General features: G+C 72.7%; 18 protein-coding genes. All 18 read left to right on the top strand.

Annotation, left to right across the window (positions count from 1 at the left end):
• Nucleotides 1-1,179, top strand: a complete 1,179-nt coding sequence (gene carA, locus ACQP1V_RS30470; protein ID WP_433413452.1) for a glutamine-hydrolyzing carbamoyl-phosphate synthase small subunit — start codon at nt 1-3, stop codon at nt 1,177-1,179.
• A complete protein-coding gene (carB, locus tag ACQP1V_RS30465; protein ID WP_433413451.1) occupies nt 1,172-4,456 on the top strand; it encodes a carbamoyl-phosphate synthase large subunit in 3,285 nt (1,094 codons plus the stop codon). The genes carA and carB overlap by 8 nt, the downstream gene beginning before the upstream one ends.
• Before the next feature lie 337 nt (nt 4,457-4,793).
• Nucleotides 4,794-5,651, top strand: coding sequence for a dihydroorotate dehydrogenase electron transfer subunit (locus ACQP1V_RS30460; RefSeq protein ID WP_433413450.1), 858 nt, complete (start codon nt 4,794-4,796; stop codon nt 5,649-5,651).
• Nucleotides 5,652-5,803: 152 nt separating this feature from the next.
• Nucleotides 5,804-6,778, top strand: coding sequence for a dihydroorotate dehydrogenase (locus ACQP1V_RS30455; RefSeq protein WP_433215657.1), 975 nt, complete (start codon nt 5,804-5,806; stop codon nt 6,776-6,778).
• A complete protein-coding gene (gene pyrF, locus ACQP1V_RS30450; RefSeq protein ID WP_433413449.1) occupies nt 6,775-7,506 on the top strand; it encodes an orotidine-5'-phosphate decarboxylase in 732 nt (243 codons plus the stop codon). The genes ACQP1V_RS30455 and pyrF overlap by 4 nt, the downstream gene beginning before the upstream one ends.
• A 467-nt stretch (nt 7,507-7,973) precedes the next feature.
• Entirely contained in the window at nt 7,974-8,297 is a 324-nt protein-coding gene (gene mihF / locus ACQP1V_RS30445; RefSeq protein WP_030450375.1) for an integration host factor, actinobacterial type, read from the top strand.
• A gap of 121 nt (nt 8,298-8,418) precedes the next feature.
• Complete coding sequence (gene gmk / locus ACQP1V_RS30440) at nt 8,419-8,985, top strand: guanylate kinase (RefSeq protein WP_067128339.1); 567 nt, start codon at nt 8,419-8,421, stop codon at nt 8,983-8,985.
• A 46-nt stretch (nt 8,986-9,031) separates the two neighbouring features.
• The gene (rpoZ, locus tag ACQP1V_RS30435) at nt 9,032-9,295 is read left to right on the top strand and encodes a DNA-directed RNA polymerase subunit omega (protein WP_066935945.1); all 264 of its coding nucleotides are present in this window, start codon (nt 9,032-9,034) and stop codon (nt 9,293-9,295) included.
• 55 nt (nt 9,296-9,350) lie between these two features.
• A complete protein-coding gene (coaBC, locus tag ACQP1V_RS30430) occupies nt 9,351-10,550 on the top strand; it encodes a bifunctional phosphopantothenoylcysteine decarboxylase/phosphopantothenate--cysteine ligase CoaBC (protein WP_433413448.1) in 1,200 nt (399 codons plus the stop codon).
• A gap of 145 nt (nt 10,551-10,695) precedes the next feature.
• The gene (gene metK, locus ACQP1V_RS30425; protein WP_433413447.1) at nt 10,696-11,883 is read left to right on the top strand and encodes a methionine adenosyltransferase; all 1,188 of its coding nucleotides are present in this window, start codon (nt 10,696-10,698) and stop codon (nt 11,881-11,883) included.
• A gap of 178 nt (nt 11,884-12,061) precedes the next feature.
• Nucleotides 12,062-14,197 (top strand): primosomal protein N', encoded by a 2,136-nt coding sequence (locus ACQP1V_RS30420; protein WP_433426013.1) that lies wholly within the window; start codon nt 12,062-12,064, stop codon nt 14,195-14,197.
• A 109-nt stretch (nt 14,198-14,306) separates the two neighbouring features.
• Nucleotides 14,307-15,986: a hypothetical protein gene (locus ACQP1V_RS30415; RefSeq protein ID WP_433413446.1), complete on the top strand. Its 1,680-nt coding sequence runs from the start codon at nt 14,307-14,309 to the stop codon at nt 15,984-15,986.
• Between the two features lie 158 nt (nt 15,987-16,144).
• The gene (locus ACQP1V_RS30410; protein ID WP_433413445.1) at nt 16,145-17,362 is read left to right on the top strand and encodes a hypothetical protein; all 1,218 of its coding nucleotides are present in this window, start codon (nt 16,145-16,147) and stop codon (nt 17,360-17,362) included.
• A 185-nt stretch (nt 17,363-17,547) separates the two neighbouring features.
• Complete coding sequence (def, locus tag ACQP1V_RS30405) at nt 17,548-18,096, top strand: peptide deformylase (protein ID WP_433413444.1); 549 nt, start codon at nt 17,548-17,550, stop codon at nt 18,094-18,096.
• Entirely contained in the window at nt 18,096-19,025 is a 930-nt protein-coding gene (fmt, locus tag ACQP1V_RS30400) for a methionyl-tRNA formyltransferase (RefSeq protein ID WP_433413443.1), read from the top strand. The genes def and fmt overlap by 1 nt, the downstream gene beginning before the upstream one ends.
• 6 nt (nt 19,026-19,031) lie before the next feature.
• Nucleotides 19,032-20,534, top strand: coding sequence for an RsmB/NOP family class I SAM-dependent RNA methyltransferase (locus tag ACQP1V_RS30395; protein WP_433413442.1), 1,503 nt, complete (start codon nt 19,032-19,034; stop codon nt 20,532-20,534).
• Between the two features lie 88 nt (nt 20,535-20,622).
• A complete protein-coding gene (gene rpe, locus ACQP1V_RS30390) occupies nt 20,623-21,291 on the top strand; it encodes a ribulose-phosphate 3-epimerase (protein ID WP_067128364.1) in 669 nt (222 codons plus the stop codon).
• A gap of 120 nt (nt 21,292-21,411) precedes the next feature.
• A complete protein-coding gene (locus ACQP1V_RS30385) occupies nt 21,412-24,528 on the top strand; it encodes a S41 family peptidase (RefSeq protein ID WP_433413440.1) in 3,117 nt (1,038 codons plus the stop codon).
• Nucleotides 24,529-24,594: the final 66 nt, after the last annotated feature.

Below are 24,594 nucleotides of genomic sequence, written 5' to 3'. Positions count from 1 at the left end.
ATGAGTGAGGAGAGCGAGACCGTGAACACGGCGCTGCTCGTGCTGGAGGACGGCAGGGTCTTCGAGGGGACGGCCTTCGGGGCCGTCGGCGAGACGTTCGGCGAGATGGTCTTCAACACCGGGATGACCGGATACCAGGAGACGCTGACCGACCCGTCGTACCACCGGCAGATCGTGGCGATGACCGCGCCGCACATCGGCAACACCGGCGTGAACGAGGAGGACCCGGAGTCGGGCCGAATCTGGGTGGCGGGCTACGTGGTGCGCGAGCCCGCGCGGGTCCGGTCGAACTGGCGGTCCACCAAGAGCCTGGACGAGTACCTGCGTGAGCAGGGCGTGGTCGGGATCGCGATGGCGGGGACGCGGGCGTTGACCCGTCACCTGCGTGAGCGTGGCGCGATGCGGGCCGGGGTGTTCTCCGGCGCGGCGCTGGCCGACGCGGACGAGCTGGTGGAGCGGGTACGACGGTCGCCCGGTATGGAGGGCGCCGACCTGGCCGGCGAGGTCTCCACGGCCGAGCCGTACGTGGTGAAGGCCGTGGGCGAGAAGCGGTTCACGGTCGCGGCGGTCGACCTGGGGATCAAGGCGATGACGCCGGAGCGGATGGCCGAGCGGGGCTGTGAGGTGCACGTGCTGCCCGCGACCGCGACCGCGGCGGACATCCTCGCGATCGAGCCGGACGGCGTGTTCTTCTCCAACGGCCCCGGCGACCCCGCCACCGCCGACTTCGCCGTCGAGGCGCTGCGCGGCGTGCTGGACGCGGGCCGGCCGTTCTTCGGCATCTGCTTCGGCAACCAGATCCTCGGCCGCGCGCTGGGGCTGGGCACCTACAAGCTCCGGTACGGCCACCGGGGCGTCAACCAGCCGGTCCAGGACCGTAGGACCGGCAAGGTGGAGATCTCGGCGCACAACCACGGCTTCGCCGTCCAGGCCCCGCTCGACGGGCCGTTCGACACGCCGTACGGGCGGGCCGAGGTGAGCCACGTGAACTTGAACGACGGCTGCGTGGAGGGGCTGCGGCTGCTCGACTATCCGGGCTTCAGCGTGCAGTACCACCCGGAGGCCGCGGCCGGGCCGCACGACGCCGCATACCTCTTCGACGAGTTCTGCGAGCTGATGGAGCGGACTGACGGCGGCCGGCCGGAGACGACGAGCGAAACGGGGGAGAAGGGTGCCTAAGCGCACGGACATCAGGTCGATCATGGTGATCGGCTCCGGGCCGATCGTGATCGGGCAGGCGTGCGAGTTCGACTACTCCGGCACCCAGGCCTGCCGCGTGCTGCGCGCCGAGGGGTTCCGGGTCATCCTGGTCAACAGCAACCCCGCCACGATCATGACCGACCCCGAGTTCGCCGACGCCACCTACGTCGAGCCGATCACTCCGGACATCGTCGAGAAGATCATCGCCAAGGAGCGGCCGGACGCGCTGCTGCCCACCCTGGGCGGGCAGACCGCGCTCAACACCGCGGTCGCCCTGCACGAGGCCGGCGTCCTGGACCGGTACGGGGTGGAGCTGATCGGCGCGAACTTCGACGCGATCCAGGCCGGGGAGAACCGGGAGCGGTTCAAGGGGATCGTCGCCAAGGTCGCCGCCGAGCACGGCCTGAACGCCGAGTCCGCCCGCAGCGTGATCTGCCACTCGATCGAGGACTGCCTGGCCGCCGTCGACCAGCTGGGCTATCCGCTGGTGGTGCGGCCCTCGTTCACGATGGGCGGCGTAGGTTCGGGGTTCGCCTACGACGAGGCCGACCTGCGGCGGATCGCCGGCGCCGGTCTGGACGCGTCTCCGACCACCGAGGTGCTCCTGGAGGAGTCGATCCTCGGCTGGAAGGAGTACGAGCTCGAGGTCATGCGCGACCGCGCGGACAACGTGGTGATCGTGTGTTCGATCGAGAACATCGACCCGATGGGCGTGCACACCGGTGACAGTGTGACCGTGGCGCCGGCGATGACGCTGACCGACCGCGAGTACCAGAACATGCGGGACGTGGCGATCGCGGTGATCCGCGAGGTCGGGGTGGACACCGGCGGCTGCAACATCCAGTTCGCGGTCAACCCGGACACCGGCCGGATGATCGTGATCGAGATGAACCCGCGGGTGTCGCGCTCCTCGGCGCTGGCGTCCAAGGCGACCGGGTTCCCGATCGCGAAGATCGCGGCCAAGCTCGCGATCGGCTACACGCTGGACGAGATCCCGAACGACATCACCCGCGAGACCCCGGCGTCGTTCGAGCCGTCGCTCGACTACGTCGTGGTGAAGGTGCCGCGGTTCGCGTTCGAGAAGTTCGCGGGCGCGGACCAGACGCTGACCACGCACATGAAGTCGGTCGGCGAGGCGATGGCCATCGGCCGCTCCTTCCCGGAGGCGCTGCAGAAGGCGCTGCGGTCGCTGGAGAAGAAGGGCTCGTCGTTCTCCTGGACGGGCGAGCCCGGCGGCCTGCGGGGGCTGCTGGAGGCCTGCCGGACGCCGCACGACGGCAGGCTGCGCACGATGCAGCAGGCCATCAGGGCGGGGGCCACGCCGGAGGACCTGTTCGAGGCGACCAAGGTCGACCCGTGGTTCCTCGACCAGCTGTACGCCATCGACGAGGTGGCCCGCTCGATCACCACGCTGGACCGGCCGGCCCTGCTGACGGCCAAGCGGTACGGCTTCAGCGACGCGCAGATCGCCGAGATCCTCGGGGTCGCCGAGTCGCGCGTACGCGAGGCGCGGCACGAGTCCGGCGTGCGTCCCGTCTACAACACCGTGGACACCTGCGCCGCCGAGTTCGCCGCCAAGACGCCCTACCTCTACTCCACGTACGACGAGGAGACCGAGGTCCCGGCCGGGGACCGGCCCAAGGTGATCATCCTGGGCAGCGGGCCGAACCGGATCGGGCAGGGCATCGAGTTCGACTACGCCTGTGTGCACGCCAGCTTCGAGCTGGCCAAGGCGGGGTTCGAGACGGTGATGGTCAACTGCAACCCCGAGACGGTCTCCACCGACTACGACACCTCCGACCGGCTGTACTTCGAGCCGCTGACGCTCGAGGACGTGCTGGAGGTCGTGCACGCCGAGCAGGCGACCGGCCCGGTCGCCGGGGTGATCGTGCAGCTCGGCGGTCAGACGCCGCTCGGCCTCGCCCAGGCGCTCAAGGACGCCGGGGTGCCGGTGGTCGGCACGTCGCCCGAGTCGATCCACCTCGCGGAGGAGCGCGGCGCGTTCGGCCGGGTGCTCGCCGAGGCGAACCTGCCGGCTCCCAAGCACGGCACCGCGCTGAGCGTCGCGGAGGCCCAGTCGATCGCCGCCGAGATCGGCTACCCGGTCCTGGTCCGCCCGTCGTACGTGCTCGGCGGGGCCGGGATGGCGATCGTCTACGACGACGACACCCTGGCCTCCTACATGGCCAGCGCGGTGCAGGCGTCGGACAACCCGGTGCTGATCGACAAGTTCCTCGACGACGCGATCGAGATCGACGTGGACGCCCTGTTCGACGGCGAGGAGCTGTACCTGGGCGGCGTGATGGAGCACATCGAGGAGGCCGGCATCCACTCCGGCGACTCGGCCTGCGCGCTCCCGCCGATCACGCTGGGCGGGTTCGACATCAAGCGGATCCGCGCCGCCACCGAGGGGATCGCCCGCGGTGTGGGCGTGCGCGGGCTGCTGAACGTGCAGTACGCGATGGCCGCTGGGGTCCTGTACGTGCTGGAGGCCAACCCGCGCGCCAGCCGCACGGTGCCGTTCGTGTCCAAGGCCACCGCCGTGCCGCTGGCCAAGGCCGCCGCCCGGGTCATGCTCGGCGCCTCCATCGCCGAGCTGCGCGCCGAGGGGATGCTGCCCGCCTCAGGTGATGGGGGGACGCTGCCGCTGGACGCGCCGATCGCGGTGAAGGAGGCGGTGCTGCCGTTCAACCGCTTCCGCGGGGTGGACACGGTCCTGGGGCCGGAGATGCGCTCGACCGGTGAGGTCATGGGCATCGACGAGTTCTTCGGCACCGCGTACGCCAAGTCCCAGGCCGCCGCGTACGGGGACCTGCCGACCAAGGGCCGGGCGTTCGTGTCGGTGGCGAACAAGGACAAGCGTTCGGTGATCTTCCCGGTGAAGGCGCTGGCGGATCTGGGCTTCGAGATCCTCGCGACCGAGGGTACGGCGGAGGTGCTGCGCCGTAACGGTGTCCGTGCCAAGATCGTGCGCAAGCACAGTGACGGGGCCGGTCCGGAGGGTGAGCCGACGATCGTGCGGCGGATTCTGGACGGGGAGGTGGATCTGATCGTGAACACGCCGTATGGGAGCCCGGGGCAGTCCGGGCCGCGGCTGGACGGGTATGAGATCCGCACCGCCGCCGTCCTGCGCGGTGTCGCGTGCATCACCACCGTTCAGGGACTCGCCGCCGCCGTTCAGGGCATCCAGCACATCGTCCGCGGCGACGTGGGCGTACGGTCGCTCCAGGAGCATGCCCGGAGGCTGAGGGACTGAGCGAGCGGAGCGGCCCGCGAGGCACGGGCGGTCCGCGAAGCGAGCGAGGGAGCGAGGCCGACCGTGAGTGCGAGGCTGAGGGACTGAGCGAGCGGAGCGGCCCGCGAGTACGGTGCTGAAGGCGCGCCTCCGGCACGACGCGGGGTCCGTGAAGTGACCGAGGGAGCGAGGCCGACCGTGAGTGCGAGGCTGAGGGACTGAGCGAGCGGAGCGGCCCGCCGGTACGGTGCCGGGGAGGCGCTCCCGGCGCGGCGTGGAGCGGGGCCGGCCGTCGGCATGCGGCTGTGGGACTGAGTGTCGCGGGACGGCGGGCCCGTGCCACGGCGGAGGTGAGGGAGTGGCCGGTTCCCCGGTGCAGGTGACGGGAACGGTGCTGACGACTCGGCGGGTGGAGGCTTACCACGCGCTGACCGTCGTGGCGCCGGCCGTCGCCGACCGGTTCCGGCCGGGCCACTTCGTCACCGTCGGTGTGGGCGGGCCGTACACGTCGATGTTGACGCGGCGGGCGTTCGCGATCCACGACGTGAAGCCGGACTACGGCGGCACGGTGGAGTTCGTGTTCAGTGTGCGCGGGCCGGGTACGGCGTGGCTGGCGGACCGCAGGGCGCGGGACACGCTGGACCTGGTCGGGCCGCTCGGGCGTCCGTTCCCGCTGCCGCGCGATCCGTGCACGTGCGTGCTGGTCGGCGGCGAGTACGGCTCCGCGTCTCTCTTCGTGCTGGCGGACGTCCTGCAGCGGCGGGGGTGCCGGGTCGACTTCGTGCTGGGCGCTTCCAGCGCCGACCGGGTGTTCGGCGCGTTGCGCGCCCGCCGGATGGGCGAGACGACGACGCTGACGACCGAGGACGGCTCGCTGGGTATGCGCGGGGAGGTGATCGACGTACTCGCGGGCGTGATCGCGGACGCGCGGGCGGACGTGGTCTACGCGTGCGGGCCGATGGCGATGCTGCGCGGGGTGACGGCGGTGTGCGTCGAGTTCGGCATCCCGGCGCAGGTGTCGGTGGAACAGTCCATGGCGTGTGGTGTCGGCATCTGCATGACGTGCGTCGTCCCGGTCATCGACGAGGACGGCGTGACGCGGATGGTCCGGGCCTGCACGGACGGCCCGGTGTTCCTGGGCGAGCGGGTCCGCTTCGACGACGTCGGGACGATCCCGTTCGACGCTCTGGGCGCTCCTGGAGGGCGGCATGGGTAGGCGTGAGGGTGTCCCGGGCCGCGCGGCGCGCGGCGCCTCCGGGCCTGAGGCGGCGCGGGGCGTGGGTGTGACGGTGTCGCTCTCGGAGGCGGCGCGAGACGCGGGTGTGACGGGTTCGCGTGCCGCGGTCTTCGGCCGGGACGGGGAGCGGCATGGCCGTTGACCTGAGGAGCTACCTGGGCCATGTGGAGTTGCCCAACCCCGTCTTGACGGCCTCCGGCTGCGGCGGCACCGGCCGGGAGCTGGCGCAGTTCTTCGACGTGACGCGGATCGGCGCGTTCGTGACCCGGTCGATCACGATGGCTCCCAGAGCCGGGCGTCCGACGCCGAGGATGGCGGAGACGCCGTCGGGCATGCTGAGCGCCGTGGGCCTTCAGGGGCCCGGCGTGGAGGTGTTCGCGGAGCGGGAGCTGTCCTGGCTGGCCCAGCGGGGAGTGCGCACGATCGTCTCCATAGGAGGCGGCAGTGTGGCGGAGTACACCGCCCTGGCCCGGCGGCTGGCCGACGCCCCGGGGATCACGGCCGTCGAGGTGAACCTGTCCTGCCCGAACGTCGAGGACCGGGGCCGGGTCTTCGCCCGGGACGGCTCGGCCGCGGCGGAGGTCGTCGCGTCCGTACGGGCCGCGACGCGCTACGACGTCCCGGTGATCGCGAAGCTCGCGCCGGACGTGGCCGACGTCGTCTCGCTGGCCCGCCTGTGCGTGGACGGCGGGGCCGACGCGCTTTCCATGATCAACGCGCCGCTGGGCATGAGCGTGGACGTCGACACCATGCGCCCGTCGCTCGCCGCCGGTACCGGCGGCCTGTCCGGGCCCGCGATCAAGCCGCTCGCGGTCCGCTGTGTCTGGCAGGTCCACGCGGCCCTTCCGGGCGTGCCCATCGTCGGCATGGGCGGCGTGATGACGGGAAGGGACGCCCTGGAGCTGGTCCTGGCCGGCGCGTGCGCCGTCGCCGTGGGCACCGCCCTGTTCCACGACCCCTACGCCTGCCAGCGCATCCTGAGGGAGCTTGAGGAGCTCCTGCAGGCGCGTGGCTTCGACCGCCTGGCCGACGCCGTCGGGCTGGCGCACAGACCCGCCGGGGCAGGTCCCCGGAACCGCATCGAACTGGAGGAGAGCTCCCTGTGACCCCCGCACCCATCGCCGTCGCCCTTGACGCGCCCGACCTGGAGACCGCGGCCCGGTGGGCGAGTCTGGTGACGCCCCACGTCTCGACGGTGAAGGTCGGGCTGGAACTCTACCTCCGTTACGGACCCGATGTGATCGACTCCGTGCGCGGGGCGAGCGGCGTTCAGATCTTCCTCGACCTCAAGCTGCACGACATCCCGAACACAGTCGCCGGGGCGACCCGCGCCGTGGCGCGGCTCAAGCCGTCCATCCTCACCGTGCACGCGTCGGGCGGGCCCGCGATGATCAGGGCCGCCGTCGACGCGGCGGGCCCGCAGACCCAGATCGCCGCCGTGACGGTCCTCACGTCGCTCTCGGAGGCCGATCTCGCCGCGATCGGCTTCGAGGGACGTCCCGACGACTCCGTGCGCCGCCTGGCGGCTCTCGCCGTGGGCGCGGGAGCCCAGGCCCTGGTCTGCTCGCCCCGTGAGGTCGCCGCGGTGCGCGCCGAGGTCGGGCCCGGGATCACGTTGATCACCCCCGGTGTTCGGCCCGCCGGCGCCGACACCCAGGATCAGGCAAGAGTAGCGACCCCGGAGGACGCGCTCGTCGACGGGGCCGATCTTCTGGTGATCGGCCGGCCCATCACGGGCTCGTCGGACCCGGGTGCCGCCGCCGCGACGATCGCCGCGGCGCTCCGCAAGGTGGACGTGTCCCGTTCGGCGGGCGCGGCCTCGCACGCACGCTGAAAGGCGCCCGGCGGGGTCCGGAGGGCCGTTGCCGGATCCTGTGGCAAAGATCATCCCAGATCTTTCCCGCGCTCGCGCCACACCCCCCCGCCGATGCCGTTCCGCGGGCCCGTCCGGGGTCCGCGCGCGGGCGCGCCGGGGCCGCTCCCCGGTCATGGAGGTCCGCTCGCCGGTCTCTCGGGCCCGCCCCGTCGAGCCCTTTCCGGCCTTCCGCGGCCCGTCGGCGTACGGCCGCCGGCCGGTCCGGGAGGCCCGTACGAGGCCCGTCACGGGCGGTCCGGGGGAGGGTTCTCCTCCGTGGCTGATGAGGCGGTTTTCATCGACAGAGTGTGATTTTCCAGGTACTCAAAGTAATAGATTCAATTTTGTGGTGAGAGAAACGTGGCTTGACGTTGCCGGAGGGGGCATGGACCAGCTAGTTTCCCCTCCCGTCCGAGTACATCGACAGAAATTCGAGGTGACCCGGCGTGGCTCTTCCTCCCCTGACTCCCGAGCAGCGCGCGGCAGCACTTGAGAAGGCTGCCAAGGCTCGCAAGGAGCGTGCCGAGGTCAAGAACCGGCTCAAGCACGGCGCGGTTTCTCTGGCTGAGGTGTTGAAGGATGGGCAGACCGATGACGTCATCGGCAAGATGAAGGTCTCGGCTCTGCTGGAGTCGCTCCCTGGCGTGGGCAAGGTCCGCGCCAAGCAGCTCATGGAGCGCCTTGGTATCGCCGAGTCCCGCCGCGTGCGGGGTCTCGGTGCCAACCAGCGCGCCTCCTTGGAGCGGGAGTTCGGCGGCGCCGAGAGCTGATCTCGGCTTCGCTAGCAAGATTTACGGGGGATATTGAGTGACCGATACGTCCTGGCCCGGCGAGGATCGGGCCCGCCAGGCAGCCGCTTCCGGCGGGTCCGGGACATGTGCCGGTGACTCCATGCCTCCACACCGCCGCCTGACGGTCCTCTCCGGTCCGTCGGGCGTCGGGAAGTCCACGGTCGTCGCCGAGCTCCGGCGGTCGCACCCCGCGGTGTGGCTGTCGGTCTCGGTGACAACCAGGAAACCCCGCCCTGGCGAAACCCATGGCGTGGAGTACTACTTCGCCGACGACGCCGAGTTCGATCGCATGATCGCCTCGGGAGAGCTCCTGGAGTGGGCCGAGTTCGCCGGCAACCGGTACGGGACGCCCCGCACGCCCGTGCTCGAACGGCTGGCCGCGGGAGTGCCGACGCTGCTGGAGATCGACCTCCAGGGCGCGCGGCAGGTGCGTGAGAGCATGCCCGAGGCGCTGCTCGTCTTCCTGGCCCCGCCGAGCTGGGAGGAGCTGGAGCGGCGGCTGCGCGGGCGCGGCACGGAACCCCCCGACGTCATCGAGCGCCGTCTCGACGCCGGTCGCGTGGAGATGGCCGCCGAGAAGGAATTCGATCTCACTCTTGTCAACACGTCCGTCCAGGACGTATGCGGTCGCCTGATAGCCTTGTTGGCCGGTACTACGGAGGCTTAGGACTCCGAGACGAACGGACGTCCACCTAGCTAGGGGAAGCATCAACGTGGCAACCAGCGGCACCTATGCGGAAGGCATCACCAACCCGTCGATCGACTCGCTGCTCGACATCGTCGACAGCAAGTACAGCCTGGTCATCATGGGCGCGAAGCGGGCGCGCCAGATCAACGCCTACTACTCCCAGCTCGGCGAGGGCCTGCTGGAGTACGTCGGGCCTCTCGTGGAGACCCACGCCCAGGAGAAGCCGCTGTCCATCGCGCTGCGCGAGGTCAGCGACGGCCTGCTCACCTCCGAGCCCATCGAGGGCTGACGGCGCTCAAGGCGCCCGCCCCGCTCGCGCGGGAGGCGCGCGGGAGGTTTCACACGTGAGATCGGTGGTCCTTGGGGTCAGCGCCGGCATCGCGGTCTACAAGGCGTGCGAGTTGCTTCGCCTGTTCACCGAGTCCGGCCACGACGTGCGGGTCGTCCCGACCCGGGACGCGCTGCGGTTCGTCGGCGAGCCGACCTGGGCCGCGCTGTCGGGCAACCCGGTGACCACCGAGGTGTGGGATTCGGTCCACGAGGTGCCGCACGTGCGCATCGGGCAGCACGCCGACCTCGTCGTCGTCGCGCCCGCCACCGCGGACGTGCTCGCCCGGGCCGCGCACGGCCTGGCGAACGACCTGCTCACCAACACCCTGCTGACCGCCCGCTGTCCGGTGGTGTTCGCGCCCGCGATGCACACCGAGATGTGGGAGCACCCCGCCACCCGGGCCAACGTGGCGACGCTGCGCGAGCGCGGCGCGATCGTCATCGATCCGGCGGTCGGACGGCTCACCGGGGCGGACAGCGGCCCTGGGCGGCTGCCCGACCCCGCCGAGATCTTCGAGGTCTGCCGCCGCGTCCTCGCTGGACGCCCCGCCGACCTCGCCGGCCGGCACGTCGTGATCTCCGCCGGGGGCACCCGCGAGGCCATCGACCCGGTCCGGTTCATCGGCAACCGTTCGTCGGGCCTGCAGGGCTACGCCCTCGCCCGTACGGCCGTGGCCCGCGGCGCGGAGGTGACGCTGGTGTCGGCCAACGTCGCACTGCCCGACCCGGCCGGAGCCAAGGTGGTGCGGGTCGAGACGGCCACCGCGCTGCGCGAGGCCGTCGTCTCCGCCGCCGGGCACGCCGACGCCGTCGTTATGGCCGCCGCGGTGGCGGACTTCCGCCCGGCGACGCACAGCGACACGAAGATCAAGAAGTCGGCGGCCGAGCCGGACCCCATCCACCTGGTGAAGAACCCGGACGTGCTGGCCGAGCTCGGCGAGATCCGCCGCGAGGGGCGCGCGCCGTCCCCCCGCGTCATCGTCGGCTTCGCGGCCGAGACCGACGACGTGCTCGCCAACGGCCGGGCCAAGCTCGAGCGCAAGGGCTGCGACCTGCTCGTGGTCAACCAGGTGGGGGAGAACCTCGCGTTCGGCACCCCCGACAACGCCGCCGTCGTGCTCGTGGCGGGCGGCGACCCCGTCGAGATCCCGCGAGGGCCCAAGGAGGATCTCGCGGACGTGGTGTGGGATCTGGTGGCCGCACGCCTCGCCTGACCGGCGCTTTTCCCCTATTCAGACCGGATAAGACGGACTTTCTGGATCTTTCGCGGGTGGCGGGGCTTCGCGGGGCCGTACCTGGTGGGGCTACACTCAGCGGAGCATTGTTGACGTCAGCAGCCGCTGCATGAGGAGCCACGAGTTGTCCCGTCGCCTGTTCACCTCCGAGTCGGTTACCGAAGGCCACCCGGACAAGATCGCTGACCAGATCAGTGACGCGATTCTCGACGCCATGCTCAAGGACGACCCCAAGAGCCGTGTCGCCGTCGAGACGCTGATCACCACTGGCCAGGTCCACGTCGCCGGAGAGGTGACGACGGAGACCTACGTCGACATCCCGGCCCTGATCCGGGACAAGATCCTCGAGATCGGCTACGACGCCTCCCACAAGGGCTTCGACGGCGCCTCCTGTGGTGTCTCGGTGTCCATCGGCGCGCAGTCGCCCGACATCGCGCAGGGCGTTGACGATGCTTACGAGCACCGCGAGGGCGAGGGCGTGGACGACCTCGACCGCCAGGGCGCCGGCGACCAGGGCCTCATGTTCGGCTACGCCTGCCGCGAGACCCCCGAGCTGATGCCGCTGCCGATCACGCTGGCGCACCGGATGGCCCGCCGCCTGTCCGAGGTCCGCAAGAACGGCACCATCCCCTACCTGCGTCCGGACGGCAAGACCCAGGTCACCATCGAGTACGACGGCGACCGTCCGGTGCGGCTCGACACGGTCGTCGTCTCGACCCAGCACGCGCCCGAGATCGACCTGCGCGAGATGCTCACGCCCGACATCCGCGAGCACGTCGTGGAGCCGGTGCTCGCCGACCTCGACATCGAGGTCGAGGGCTACCGGCTGCTCGTCAACCCGACCGGCCGCTTCGAGATCGGCGGCCCGATGGGCGACGCCGGCCTGACCGGTCGCAAGATCATCGTCGACACCTACGGCGGCATGGCCCGCCACGGCGGCGGCGCCTTCTCCGGCAAGGACCCGTCGAAGGTCGACCGCTCGGCCGCCTACGCCATGCGCTGGGTCGCCAAGAACGTCGTCGCGGCCGGCCTCGCCGACCGCGCCGAGGTCCAGGTGGCGTACGCGATTGGTAAGGCCCAGCCGGTGGGCGTGTTCATCGAGACCTTCGGCACCGAGAAGGTCTCGGTCGCCCAGATCCAGGAGGCGGTGCTCAAGGTCTTCGACCTGCGCCCGGCCGCCATCATCCGCGACCTCGACCTGCTGCGCCCGGTCTACTCCGAGACCGCCGCGTACGGCCACTTCGGCCGCGAGGGCTTCTCGTGGGAGTCCACGGACCGCGCCGACGCCCTGCGCGAGGCCGTCGGCCTCTGACACGTCCAGCAAGCGGCACCCGTCGTCTCCGGCGGGTGCCGCTTCGCGTTCCTCCGGCGCCGCTCCCGTCCCGGCGGCCCACCCCTCCGTACGGCCCGGCGGCGGGGCCGACGGCATCTGGTAGGACAGGAAAGTGACCGTTCCGACATCGCCCGAGGGCCAGGAGGCGCTGCTCGCGATGCCGGAGCGCGGGCCGCGGCGGACCGCCGGGGCGGCAGGGCCGGCCGGGAGGAAGCCGGGCCCGGCCAAGGGCGCTCCCGATCCGGCCGGGCAGGCTCCGGTGGCGCGGGTCGTGGTCGACACACCCCTGCCCCACCTGGACCGGCCGTTCGACTACCTCGTTCCGGCGTCCATGGACGCGGACGCCGTGCCGGGCTGCCGGGTGCGGGTGCGCTTCGCCGGGAAGCTCACCGACGGCTTCCTGCTCGAACGGGCCGAGCACACCGACCACGAGGGCAAGCTCGCGTTCCTTGAGCGGGTGATCTCACCCGAGCCCGTGCTGACGGCCGAGATCGCCGGTCTCGCCCGGGCCGTCGCCGACCGCTACGCCGGGACGATGTCCGACATCCTGCGCCTGGCCGTGCCGCCCCGGCACGCGAAGGTCGAGGCCGAGCCCCGGCCGTCCCAGGAGCCTCCGACCGGCGGGTCCGGCGCGCAGGGCAGCGGGCCGGGCGGCGCCGACGGTGGCGGCACGGACCGGCCGGAGACAGAGGGCGCCGAGACGGGTGCCGTGGACGCGGACGCGGGCCACTGGCGTGCCTATCCCACCGGGCAGTCCTTCCTCGCCGCCCTCGCCGACGGGCGCTCACCACGGGCCGTCTGGTCCGCCCTTCCGGGCACCGGCCAGGAGGGGCTCTCCTGGCCGTACGCCATCGCGGCGGCCGTACGGGCGACCCTGGCGAGCGGGCGCGGCGCGGTCGTCGTGCTGCCCGACGGCAAGGACGTGGCGCTGGCCGACCGCGCGCTCGGGGACACCCCGCATGTGGCGATCACCGCCGATCTCGGCCCGGCGGAGCGTTACCGCCGCTGGCTCAGGGTGTTGCGGCGGGAGGTGCCGGTCGCCGTCGGCACCAAGGCCGCGGCCTTCGCTCCTGTGGCCGACCTCGGCCTCGCGGTCATCTGGGACGACGGGGACGATCTGCACGACGAACAGCACGCGCCCTACCCCCACGCCCGCGAGGTGCTCGCGCTGCGCGCCCACCGCGCCGGCGCGGCCATGCTGATCGGCGGGTACGCGCGGACGGTGGAGGCCACCCGGCTGATCGCCTCGGGATGGGCCAGGCCACTGGTGGCCCGGCGCGAGGAGGTCAGGGCGCGGGCCCCCCGGGTGCGTCCGGCGGGCGACGACGCCGAGATGGGCAGGGACGAGGCGGCCCGCGCGGCCCGGCTGCCGAGCCTCGCCTGGCGGGCGCTCAGGCGGGGGCTGGAGCAGGGTCCCGTGCTGGTCCAGGTGCCGCGCAGGGGATATCTGCCGGTGCTCGCCTGCCAGAACTGCCGCGCCCTGGCCAGGTGCGGCCACGCCGGGTGCTCAGGGCCGCTGGCGCTGCGCTCCGGTCACGCCGCGCCATACTGCCGCTGGTGCGGGCGGATCGCGGGCGAGTGGCGTTGCGGCGCGTGCGGCGGGCGCCGGGTGCGCGCCGTCGTCACCGGTTCCCGGCGCACCGCCGAGGAGCTCGGCCGCGCGTTCCCCTCCGTCACGGTGCGTACGTCCGGGCGGGACGAGGTCCTCGCCACGATCGGCGCGGGGCCCGCCCTGGTCGTCGCCACCCCCGGAGCCGAGCCTGTGCCGGACGGGGGATACGCCGCCGCCGTCCTCCTGGACGGCTGGGCGTTGCTCGGCCGCCCCGAGCTGCGCGCCGCCGAGGAGGCGCTGCGCCGCTGGATGAACGCGGCGGCGCTGCTGCGGCCGGGGGCCGAGGCGGTGGTGCTGGCCGACGCGTCGGTGCCCGCCGTGCAGGCGCTGGTGCGATGGGACCCGGTCACCCACGCCGAGCGCGAGCTGGGGGAGCGCGCGGAGCTCGGCTTCCCTCCGGTCACCCGCGTCGCCACGCTGACCGGGCCGCCGTCAGCGGTCCGGGAGATGCTCACCTCGGTGGAGCTTCCGGCCGGGGCCCAGGTCCTCGGTCCCGTACCGGTCGAGGGGTCGCGCCCCGGCGGCGACCGGGAGGGCGAGCAGGAACGGGCGATGATCCGGGTGCCGCGCGCCCAAGGGGCGGCGCTGGCGCGGGCCCTCAAGGGAGCGAGCGGGGTGCGCTCGGCGCGCAAGGCGGCCGACCTCGTGCGGGTGCGCGTCGATCCGCTCGACCCGGTGTGACGGCGACGCGGCTTGGCCGGCGGCGGTGCGGCGCACGTCCGGGAGCTGCGGTTTCCTGCGTGTTCGCCGCCGATTCGCGATGCTGTCAGTAACCCGTTAGCGTCTCCCTGTGTCGATCGAATGGGTGAACCGCGCTGTCGACGACCTGCGCGCCTGGGGGCAAGAGAAGGACGTCGAGGTCGACGTCGACGAGGTGCGGCTGCTGTGCGACTACGCCAGTGACTACCTGGAGGTGAACGAGCTCGGCGATTTCCGGCCGGGAACGTTCGAAGAGCTGCTGCTGGAGATCTATCCGCGTAAGGTCATCGCGCCGCCCGAAAGCGCGGGCGAGACCGTCGCAGCCGCGCGCACCCTCGTCGAGTTTCTCGTCGACACGGGTGAGATCGGCGCGAAGACGGCGGACCGCATCCGGGTCGCGCTCGACGAGATCGAGCCCGAGATGCCCGCCGCCCTCGCCGACACGAGCAAGTTCGGCATGGCCAAGAGCATCTTCAGCGCCATCGACGCCGACTCGCTCGACCTGGCCGACCCCCTCGCCGTACAGCGGGCGGTTGACGAGCTCGACGGCCTCGACGAGGACGCCTGCGACTGTCCGGGCTGCGCGCCGCTCCCGGCGGTGCGGCTCGCCTCGCCGTCCGAGATCGCCCATGCCGTACGCGAGGTGCCGCTGCTGCGGGACGCGCACCAGCTCGTGATGTGGATGACCGAGGGCGGCAGGACCGCCACGGTCAAGAAGGCGCTGCGGGTCAAGGACGCGCGCGAGGTCGAGCGGGAGCTCGGCGTGGGCCGCCCCGGGCTGGCCTGGCGGCTGGCCCTCGACCTCGGCCTGGTCCGGCTGGACGGCACGGCGGTGCTCCTGGAGGAGGGATTCGTCCCGCTGGAGTCCCGCGACGAGGAGGACCTGCTCGACCTGTGGGCGGCGACGGTGGAGTTCCTCATCGAGGCCCCCGTCGAGATCACCGGCAACGAGGCCGTGGACGAGTCCGTCTACGCGGTCCACGACCTGCTGTACCGGCTGCAGGTGCCGGTGCCGCCGGACAGCGTCGGAGAGTACCTCCGCGAGCTGGCCGTGGGCGAGCGGGTGGAGGGTGTCGACGAGGCGCTGGAGCGGCTCGTCTACACGGGCACGGTCCACCACGTGGACGGCGGCGTCGCGCTGACCCCGCACGGGCTGTGGGGCCTGCGGGAGCTCTACCTGGAGATCGGGTTGGAGCCGCCCATCGCGGCCGACCTGGCCGAGGGCGACGCGAGCGGCCTCGTCTCGGGGCTCATCACCAGCGGGCTGCCCGCCGAGGTGGCCGAGGGCGACATCGACCGGTGGCTGGCCCAGCGCACGCCCAAGCAGGCCGCGGCCGAGCTGCTCGGAGCGGTGGTGGGGGCGCCGGCGGAGATGCGCGGCATCGCCGTCACGATCGTGGACCGGCTCCCGGCCGAGGCGGAGTCCGCGGTGACCCACTGCCTCGACGACCCGGAGCTGCGGCCGCACGCCATCCACTGGCTGGCGTCCCGGGGCCTGCCCGCGCCCGCGCTCACCCAGGACGAGCTGCTCTGGGTCAGCGTGGACATGCTCGCGCTCGCGCTGCCCGCCGCCCAGATCGACCCGGACGGATTCGCCGAGAACATGGCGGTCTCCGGACCTCCGCCGCACCTGATCGAGGACATGTGGCGGGTCGAGCACCCGGACGTGGTCGAGGTGCTCGAACTGCTCGGCAACACGCTCCCGGACAAGATCACCGCCAAGGCGGCCCGCAAGGCCGCGTTCAAGGCGCGCTCGCGCGGCATCCGTTGACCCGCCCCGCGGGGCGGGTCAACGGAGCGGCTCCTCCGGGGAGATCGGCGAGCCGTTCACGGGTGCGCACCGGCGCCCGCCCGCACGCTCTCCTGAGACCGGCGAGGAGGAAGCGGCGAACGGCACAGCTGGCGTCGTATGTGGAGTAAGTTGCTGTAATGGCCGACAGCGACGCCCTCACTTTCCCGCCGGTCGACCTCGCCTTCGACGAGGAACTGGTGCGTGCCGTGCCCCTGGTGCCGCTCGTGCGCGACGCCGTACGGCTCGCGCGGTGGACCGGGGTGCGCGAGGTCACCGAGGGCGGGCTGCTGACCGAGGAGGACGCGGCGGCCGCGGTCCGCGAGCTCGGCCTGGAGGCCCGCCGGCTCCGTCTCATCTGGATCGTCGCGGTGAACGGCCGCCTCATCGAGATCACCAAGGCCGGCGCCCGGCCCGGCTCGCCCATCCACGACCTGCTGGAGTTCTGGGACGGCGTGGTCATGGACGTGCTCGACCGCACCGAGGAGGGCCTGACCGGCTCCAGCGTGATCGACGAGCACCTGACCGAGATCCTCGCGACCATCTACTCGGTCCGGACGGGCATGCCCGTCGCCGCCCTGGCCTCGGGCATCCTGCAGGCGCACGAGGTCGGTTGCGAGGCCCGCCCGGCGGAGCTGCGGCGGCTGCGGATGACGCTCCCCGGCGAACTGGCCGACGCGCTCGGCTTACTGGAGTACTGCGGGCTGATCGAGCCCGTCGCCGAGGTCGTACCGCTGACGCCGCTCGGCGTGTGGGCGGTGCGCCGTGATCTGCTCAGGGAGGGGCACGACGCGCCCTCGCTGCACGAGGTGGCGGGGTTCGCCGAGCTGGGCGCGGCGGAGCTGATCGAGGCGATGCTGGAGGGGAAGGCGTCGTCGAGCGTCGCCACGCTGTGGCTGGAGCGGCGGATCCCCGAGGACGCCGCGCGCGAGCTGATCAAGATCGCGGCGTCCGGGAACGCCGCGCAGCGGGGCACGGCGGGCACGGTCCTGGAGGAGCTGGGCCCCGAGGCCGAGCCGGCCGTCCGTGAGGCGCTGTCCGAGCCGATGATGTGGCGGTACGCCGCGGCCTGGCTGGGCGTCCGTGACCTGGAGGCGCCCGCGCTGAGCGAGAGCGACGGCGCCTGGGTGGCGGTGGACACCCTCGCCGCCCTGCTGTACATCGGCTCCGGGAGCGAGTCGGTCGGCCAGATCGACATGCTGGGGGAGGACCTGCGCACGCTGGTCCCCGAGATGGGCCGCACCGAGCACCCCGACGCCCTGGCCGTCCTGGAGATGCTGGGCCGCCACCACCCCGACGTGGTCATCGCCAAATCGGCGCGCAAGACCGCGATGAAAGTGCGCTCCAAGATCGCCTGATCCGCGTCCCCGCCTGCCCGCCTGCCGCCGCCGCCCGGGTCGCGCCCACCGTCGTCCGGGGCACGCGTGCGATCAGGGCGTTCGGGGCGCGCGGCCGCGTTCGGCATTCGGGCCCGGTGCCGAAGGGCCGTAAACTGGGCTGATCCCTGGAACTTGACGTCACCTGATGTGAACGGAGCCCTCTGTTGTCCATTCAGCCGATCCGCCTGTTCGGCGACCCGGTGCTGCGCACCCCGGCGGAGCCGGTGGTGGATTTCGACAAGGAGCTGCGCCGGCTCGTCAAGGACCTCACCGACACGATGATGGACGCGCCGGGCGCCGGGCTGGCCGCGCCGCAGATCGGTGTCGGGCTGCGCGTGTTCACCTACTACGTGGACGATCAGCTCGGTCACCTGATCAACCCCGACCTTGACCTGTCCTCCGAGCTCGACGAGGAGGGCGAGGAGGGCTGCCTGTCCTTCCCCGGCCTGTCCTTCCCGACGCCCCGCGCGATCAGGGCCGTGGCCAAGGGCGTCAACATGCACGGCGAGCCCGTCGTGCTCGAGGGCACCGACATGATGGCGCGTTGCTTCCAGCACGAGACCGACCATCTCGACGGCGTGCTCTTCATCGACCGCATGGACTCCAAGCAGCGCAAGCAGGCGATGCGGGCCATCCGCGAGGCCGAGTGGAGCGGGCTGTCCGCCCCGACCGTCAGGTTCTCTCCGCACGCGACGCGGGGGAGGGCCCTGTAGTGCGCCTGGTCTTCGCCGGCACGCCGGACACCGCGCTGCCCTCGCTGCGCGCGCTGCTGGACTCGCCCCGGCACGAGGTCGTCGCCGTCGTCACCCGTCCGGACGCGCAGTCGGGCCGGGGGCGCAAGGTTCATCCCAGCCCCGTGGCCCAGCTCGCCGACGAGGCCGGCATCGAGGTGCTCAGGCCGGCGAAGGCCGGGGACCCCGGCTTCCTCGACCGGCTGCGCGAGATCGACCCGGACTGCTGCCCCGTCGTCGCGTACGGCGCGCTGCTGCCGCAGGCCGCGCTGGACATCCCCCGGCACGGGTGGGTCAACCTGCACTTCTCGCTGCTGCCGGCCTGGCGCGGCGCGGCGCCGGTCCAGCACGCCGTGCTGCACGGCGACGAGATCACCGGCGCCGCGACCTTCCGCATCGTCAAGGAGCTCGACGCGGGCCCCGTCTTCGGTGTCGTGACCGAGCCGGTACGACCCGACGACACCAGCGGCGACCTTCTCGGCCGCCTCGCCGAGTCGGGCGCCGAGCTGCTCCTCGCCACCCTGGACGGCATCGAGGACGGCACGCTGGAGGCCCGCGAGCAGCCGTACGACGGCGTCAGCCTCGCCCCCAAGATCGACGTGGACGACGCCCGGGTGGACTGGACGGCTCCCGCCCTGCGGGTGGACCGGATGATCCGCGCCTGCACGCCCGCCCCCGGCGCGTGGACCGAGTTCCGCGGCCAGCGGGTCAAGGTCGGCCCGGTGAAGCTCGCGCCCGACGCGGACCGGCTTGGTCCCGGGGAGATCAGGGCGGCCAAGAACAGCGTTCTGGTCGGCACCGCGTCCCACCCGGTCGAGCTGAGCGAGGTGCAGCCGCAGGGCAAGCGTCTGATGACGGCGGCGGAGTGGGCGCGCGGCGTGCGCGTCTCCGGCGAGGATCGGCTGGGCTGAGCGATCATGAACAGCGACAACCGCGGCGGCCGGAACCGCTCCGAGCAGAACCGCGCCGGAGGCGGCCCCGCCGGGCAGCGCCGCGGCGGGCAGGACAGAGCCGGGCAGGACAGAGCCGGGCGAGGCGGCCCGCAGCGGCGCGGCGGCGCAAGCCAGGCCGGCCGGCGCGGTCCGGGTAAACCGGTCAGGGACGAGGCGCGCAACGCCGCCTACGACCTGATGCGCGCCGTCGACGAGCGTGACGCGTACGCCAACCTGCTGATGCCGACACTGCTGCGGCAGCGGAAGATCGGCGGCAGGGACGCGGCGCTCGCCACCGAGCTGGCGTACGGCACGCTGCGCGGGCTCGGCACGTACGACGAGATCATCGCAATGTGCAGTGACCGCCCGCCGGAGGAGGTGGACCCGCCGCTGCTGGACGCGATCCGGCTCGGCGTCCACCAGCTGCTGCAGACCCGCATCCCCGCGCACGCGGCGGTGAGCGCGACCATCGACCTGGTACGGCTCCGCGTGGGCAGCGGCCCCTCCCGGTACGCCAACGCCGTGCTGCGCAAGGTCGCCACCCGGACGATGGAGGAATGGCTGCCCATCGTCGCCCCGCCGCGCGAGGACGACCCGGTGGGGAACCTCGCGGTCAGCTACAGCCACCCCGCCTGGATCGTCGCCGCCCTGCGGGATGCGCTCGGCGGTGACGTCGAGGAGACCGCCGCCCTGCTCGCCGCCGACAACGACCGGCCCAGGGTGGCGCTGGTGGCGCGGCCCGGCCGGTGCTCGCTGGACGAGCTCGTCGCCGCCGGGGCCGAACCCGCCGCGTACTCGCCGTACGGGGCCTATCTGCGCGAGGGCGACCCGGGCGCCATCCGGGCGGTCGGCGAGGCGCGGGCAGCCGTGCAGGACGAGGCCAGCCAGCTCGTCGCGCTCGCCCTCACCCGGGTTCCCCTGGAGGGGGACGCGCGCTGGCTCGACATGTGCGCCGGGCCGGGCGGCAAGGCCGGGCTGCTCGACGCGGTGGCCACCCAGCGGGGCGCTCGCCTGCTCGGCGCGGACGTGCAGTATCACCGCGCCCGGCTGGCCTGGCAGGCCACCGCGGAGGCCAAGATCGTCGTGGCGGACGGCACCGAGCCGGCGTGGCGGCCGGGCGCGTTCGACCGGGTGATGCTGGACGCTCCGTGCACCGGGCTGGGCGCGCTGCGCCGCCGTCCGGAGGCACGCTGGCGGCGCGACCCGCGCAGCATCCCCGAGCTGACCGCCCTGCAGCGGCGGCTCCTCGGCGTGGCACTCGACGCCGTACGGCCCGGCGGGGTGGTGGCGTACGTGACCTGCTCGCCGCACCTGGCCGAGACCCGGGCGGTGGTCGGCGACCTCGCCGGGGACGGGAGGGCCGAGATCCTGGACGCCAGGGAGTACCTGCCGGAGGTCCCCGGTCTCGGCGACGGCCCGTACGCGCAGTTCTGGCCGCACCGCCACGGCACCGACGCGATGTTCCTGGCGCTGCTGCGCCGCAGGTGAGACGGGCCGCGGACGCGGCCGGGACAGGGCTCGCCGCCGGGGGAACCCGCGGCGGGCCCGGGACACGACCCGGCTAAACTCGGGCATCATGGCCGTACAGATCTCGCCCAGCATCCTGTCCGCAGACTTCTCCAGGCTCGCCGACGAGGCGACCCGGGTGGAGGGCATCGCCGACTGGTTGCACGTGGACGTCATGGACAACCACTTCGTGCCCAACCTCACGCTCGGCCTGCCCATCGTCGAGTCGCTGCTCAAGGCGACGTCGCTCCCGATCGACTGCCACCTCATGATCGAGAGCCCGGACCGGTGGGCGCCGTCGTACGCGGAGGCGGGCGCGGGCAGCGTGACGATCCACGCCGAGGCGGCCAAGGCGCCGGTGCGGACGCTGCGCGCCATCCGCTCCGCGGGCGCGCGCTCCGGGTTCGCGCTCAACCCGGCGACCCCGGTGGACTACTACGAGGACCTGCTGCCCGAGATCGACATGCTTCTGGTGATGACGGTCGAGCCGGGCTTCGGCGGCCAGAAGTTCCTCGACGTGATGCTGCCCAAGCTGTCGCGTGCCCGCGCGCTCATCGAGAAGCACGGCGGCGAGGTGTGGCTGCAGGTGGACGGCGGCGTCTCCGCCGAGACGATCGAGCGCTGCGCGGAGGCCGGGGCCGACGTCTTCGTGGCCGGCAGCGCGGTCTACGGCGCGGAGGACGCGGCCAAGGCCGTACACGACCTGCGGGCCCTCGCCGCGGCCGCCCAGCAGGCCTGACCAGGCACGGATACACCTCCACCAGGTCCGGAGCCTCGGTCTGGAAATCCCCAAGCAGGAAGGGCTTGGTCAACGTAGGGTGCAGATGTGGCAAATGGTGCATATCTGAGATACCCCCACTTGCATGACGACCTCCTCACCTTCGTAGCGGACGACGACGTCTGGCTGGCGCCCGTGGGCGGCGGCAGGGCCTGGCGGTTCACGGCCGACCAGGCCGCGGTCTCCCACCCCCGGTTCTCTTCCGACGGCACGCACATCGCGTGGACCAGCGCCCGCGAGGGCGAGCCCGAAGTGTTCGCCGCCGATCTGGAGGGCGCCGAGAGCGAGCGGCTCACGCACTGGGGCAACGCCATGACGGGCGTGCGAGGCTGGACCGAGGACGGGAACGTACTGGCCGTCACCGCCGCGGGCCACGGCTCACGCACCCGGCTGTGGGCCTACGCGGTTCCGCTGGACGGCGGCCAGGCGAAGGCCCTGCCGTACGGCCGGGTCAGCGAGGCCGCGGTCAGCGGCCCCAAGGTGGCGACCGTCTCGGCGATGTGGCGCGAACCGTCGCAGTGGAAGCGCTACCGCGGAGGCACCGCGGCCAAGATCTGGGTGGACGCCACGGGCGACGGCGAGTTCACCCGCCTGTTCGCCGACAACCCCGCGCAGCATTGGTCGGCCATGTGGGTGGGGGAGCGCCTGGCCTTCCTCGCCGACACCGACGGCGACGGCAACCTGTACTCCTGCCTGCCCGACGGCTCGGACCTGCGGCAGCACACCACGCACCGCGGCTTCTACGCGCGCCATGCCGCATCCGACGGCTCCCGTGTCGTCTACAGCGTCGGCGGTGAGCTGTGGCTGCTGGAGAGCCTGGCAGCGGAGCCGTACAAGCTGGACATCACCCTGAGCGGGCCGCGCCCGGCCCGGGCCAAGCGGCCGGCGCCGAGCAAGGTCGGCAGCTTCGCGCCGGACCGTACCGGGCGGGCCAGCGTGGTCGAGATCCGCGGCACCGCCCACTGGCTGACCCACCGCGACGGCCCCGCGGGCGTGCTGCGCGCCGAGCCCGGCGTCCGGGTACGGCTGCCGCGGCCCCTCGACGACGCCGGCCGGGTCGTCTGGGTGTCGGACGCCTCCGGCGAGGACGCGCTGGAGATCGGCGCACCCGGCGGTGAGATTCGCACGCTGGGCGCTGGTCAGCTCGGCCGGGTGCTCGACCTGGCCGCAGCACCGGACGGCAGGCACGCCGCGGTCGCCACTCACGACGGGCGGCTCCTGGTGGTGGACCTCGACCACGGGAATGTCCGCGAGCTGGACCGCACCACCCACGGCGACGTGCAGCAGCTGACGTTCTCGCCGGACTCGGCCTGGCTCGCGTGGGCGCATCCCTACCAGGCCGAGCGCCGCCACCTCAAGCTGGCCCGCGTGGACGGCGGCACCGCGATCGAGGTGACCCCGCCGCGCTTCAACGACTACAGCCCGTCCTTCACCAAGGACGGCAAGTGCCTGGCCTTCCTGTCCGACCGTACGTTCAACCCGGTCTACGACGCCCACGTCTTCGACCTGGCCTTCCCCAGCAGCTGCCGGCCGTACCTGGTGCCGCTCAAGGCGACCACGCCCTCGCCGTTCGACCCCTCGCTGGCGGGCCGCGGCTTCAATGGGGAGGCCGACGCCGGTTCGGACGCCGGGAACGACGGCACGTCCGACACGCCGCCCGTGACCGAGGTGGACGCCGACGGGCTGGCGGCACGGATCGTGCCCGTGCCGGTACCCGCCGGCACCTACTCCAACCTGCGCGCCGCCAAGGACGGCCTGCTGTGGCTGCGCCATCCGCTCAACGGCCAGCTCGGCGACGGTACCGAGCCCGGCACGCCGATCCTGGAGCGCTATGACCTGACCAAGCGCAAGGTCAGCGAGCTGGGCGGGGAGTTCCGGGCCTTCGAGGTCAGCGGCGACAGCACGCGCCTGGTGACCACCGGCAAGAACGGCCTGCAGACCCGCGCCACCGGAGAGGACGGCGAGGTCGTCACCATCGACCTGGACCGGGTGGCCGTGACCATCGACCCGGTCGCCGAGTGGCGGCAGGCCTACAACGAGGCCGGGCGGCTCATGCGCGACCACTTCTGGCGCGCGGACATGAACGGCGTCGACTGGCAGGCCACGCTCGACCGCTACGCCCCGCTCGTGGAGCGGATCGGCACCTACTCCGAGCTGATCGACCTGCTCTGGGAGGTCCAGGGTGAGCTGGCCACCTCCCACGCCTACGCGCGGCCCAATGGCGTCGCCCGCGATCCCAAACGCCGCCAGGGCCAGCTCGGCGCCGACCTCGCCCGGGACGAGAACGGAGTGTGGCGGATCAGCCGCATCCTGCCCGGGGAGTCCTCCGACCACGAGGCCCGCTCGCCGCTGCTCGCGCCCGGCGTCGCCGTCCGGGAGGGCGACGCGATCGTCGCCGTGGGCGGGCGCCGGGTCGATCCGGTCCGCGGGCCGCTGGCCCTGCTGTCCGGCGCGGCGGAGCGGCCCGTGGAGCTGACCGTCCAGCCCGGCTCCGGCGGCGAGACCCGCCGGGTCGTCGTCACGCCCGTCGCCGACGAGACGCCGCTGCGGTACCACGACTGGGTGGCCGGACGGCGGGCGTTCGTGCGTGCGGCGTCGGGCGGGCGGCTCGGCTACCTGCACGTGCCGGACATGGTGGCCACCGGTTGGGCGCAGTTCCACCGGGACCTGCATGCCGAGATGGGCTTCGACGGGCTCATCGTGGACGTCCGCGACAACGGCGGCGGTCATGTCTCCGAGCTGGTGCTGGAGAAGCTGCAGCGCCGGGTGACCGGGTGGATGCGGGCCCGGGGGTACGAGCCGATGCGGTACCCGAACGACTCACCTCGCGGGCCCATCGTGGCCGTCACCGACGAGTTCGCCGGATCGGACGGGGACATCGTCAGCGCCGGGATCAAGAATCGCGGCATCGGGCCGCTCGTGGGCACGCGGACCTGGGGCGGCGTGATCGGCATCGACTCGCGGTACTCGCTTGTGGACGGGACCATCGTCACTCAGCCGCGGTACTCCTTCTGGCTGGAGGGCGGGGGGTGGGGCGTGGAGAACCACGGCGTCGACCCGGACGTCGAGGTCATCGTGACGCCGCAGGACCTGGTCGCCGGGCGGGATCCGCAGCTGACGCGGGCGGTGGAGCTCGCCTTGGCGGCGCTGGAGGAGAGGGGTCCGGCGACCCCGCCGGAGTTGCCGCCGCTGCGGTGACGAGTGGTGAGAGTACGGCCGGGCCGCGGACAGTCCGCGGCCCGGCCGTACTCAGGAAAAGGTCGG

It is taken from the genome of Microtetraspora malaysiensis (genome assembly GCF_050947145.1).
GTDB classification, from domain to species: Bacteria; Actinomycetota; Actinomycetes; order Streptosporangiales; family Streptosporangiaceae; genus Microtetraspora_A; species Microtetraspora_A malaysiensis.
Note: the sequence above shows the minus strand (reverse complement) of the source record. Positions and strands in the feature narration are given on the sequence as shown.

Coding starts and splice junctions, on each gene's coding strand:
- ACQP1V_RS30395 (WP_433413442.1), top strand. CDS start 19,032: ATGAACAGCGACAACCGCGGCGGCCGGAACCGCTCCGAGCAGAACCGC.
- carA (WP_433413452.1), top strand. CDS start 1: ATGAGTGAGGAGAGCGAGACCGTGAACACGGCGCTGCTCGTGCTGGAG.
- ACQP1V_RS30420 (WP_433426013.1), top strand. CDS start 12,062: ATGCCGGAGCGCGGGCCGCGGCGGACCGCCGGGGCGGCAGGGCCGGCC.
- gmk (WP_067128339.1), top strand. CDS start 8,419: ATGCCTCCACACCGCCGCCTGACGGTCCTCTCCGGTCCGTCGGGCGTC.
- rpe (WP_067128364.1), top strand. CDS start 20,623: ATGGCCGTACAGATCTCGCCCAGCATCCTGTCCGCAGACTTCTCCAGG.
- ACQP1V_RS30410 (WP_433413445.1), top strand. CDS start 16,145: ATGGCCGACAGCGACGCCCTCACTTTCCCGCCGGTCGACCTCGCCTTC.
- ACQP1V_RS30455 (WP_433215657.1), top strand. CDS start 5,804: ATGGCCGTTGACCTGAGGAGCTACCTGGGCCATGTGGAGTTGCCCAAC.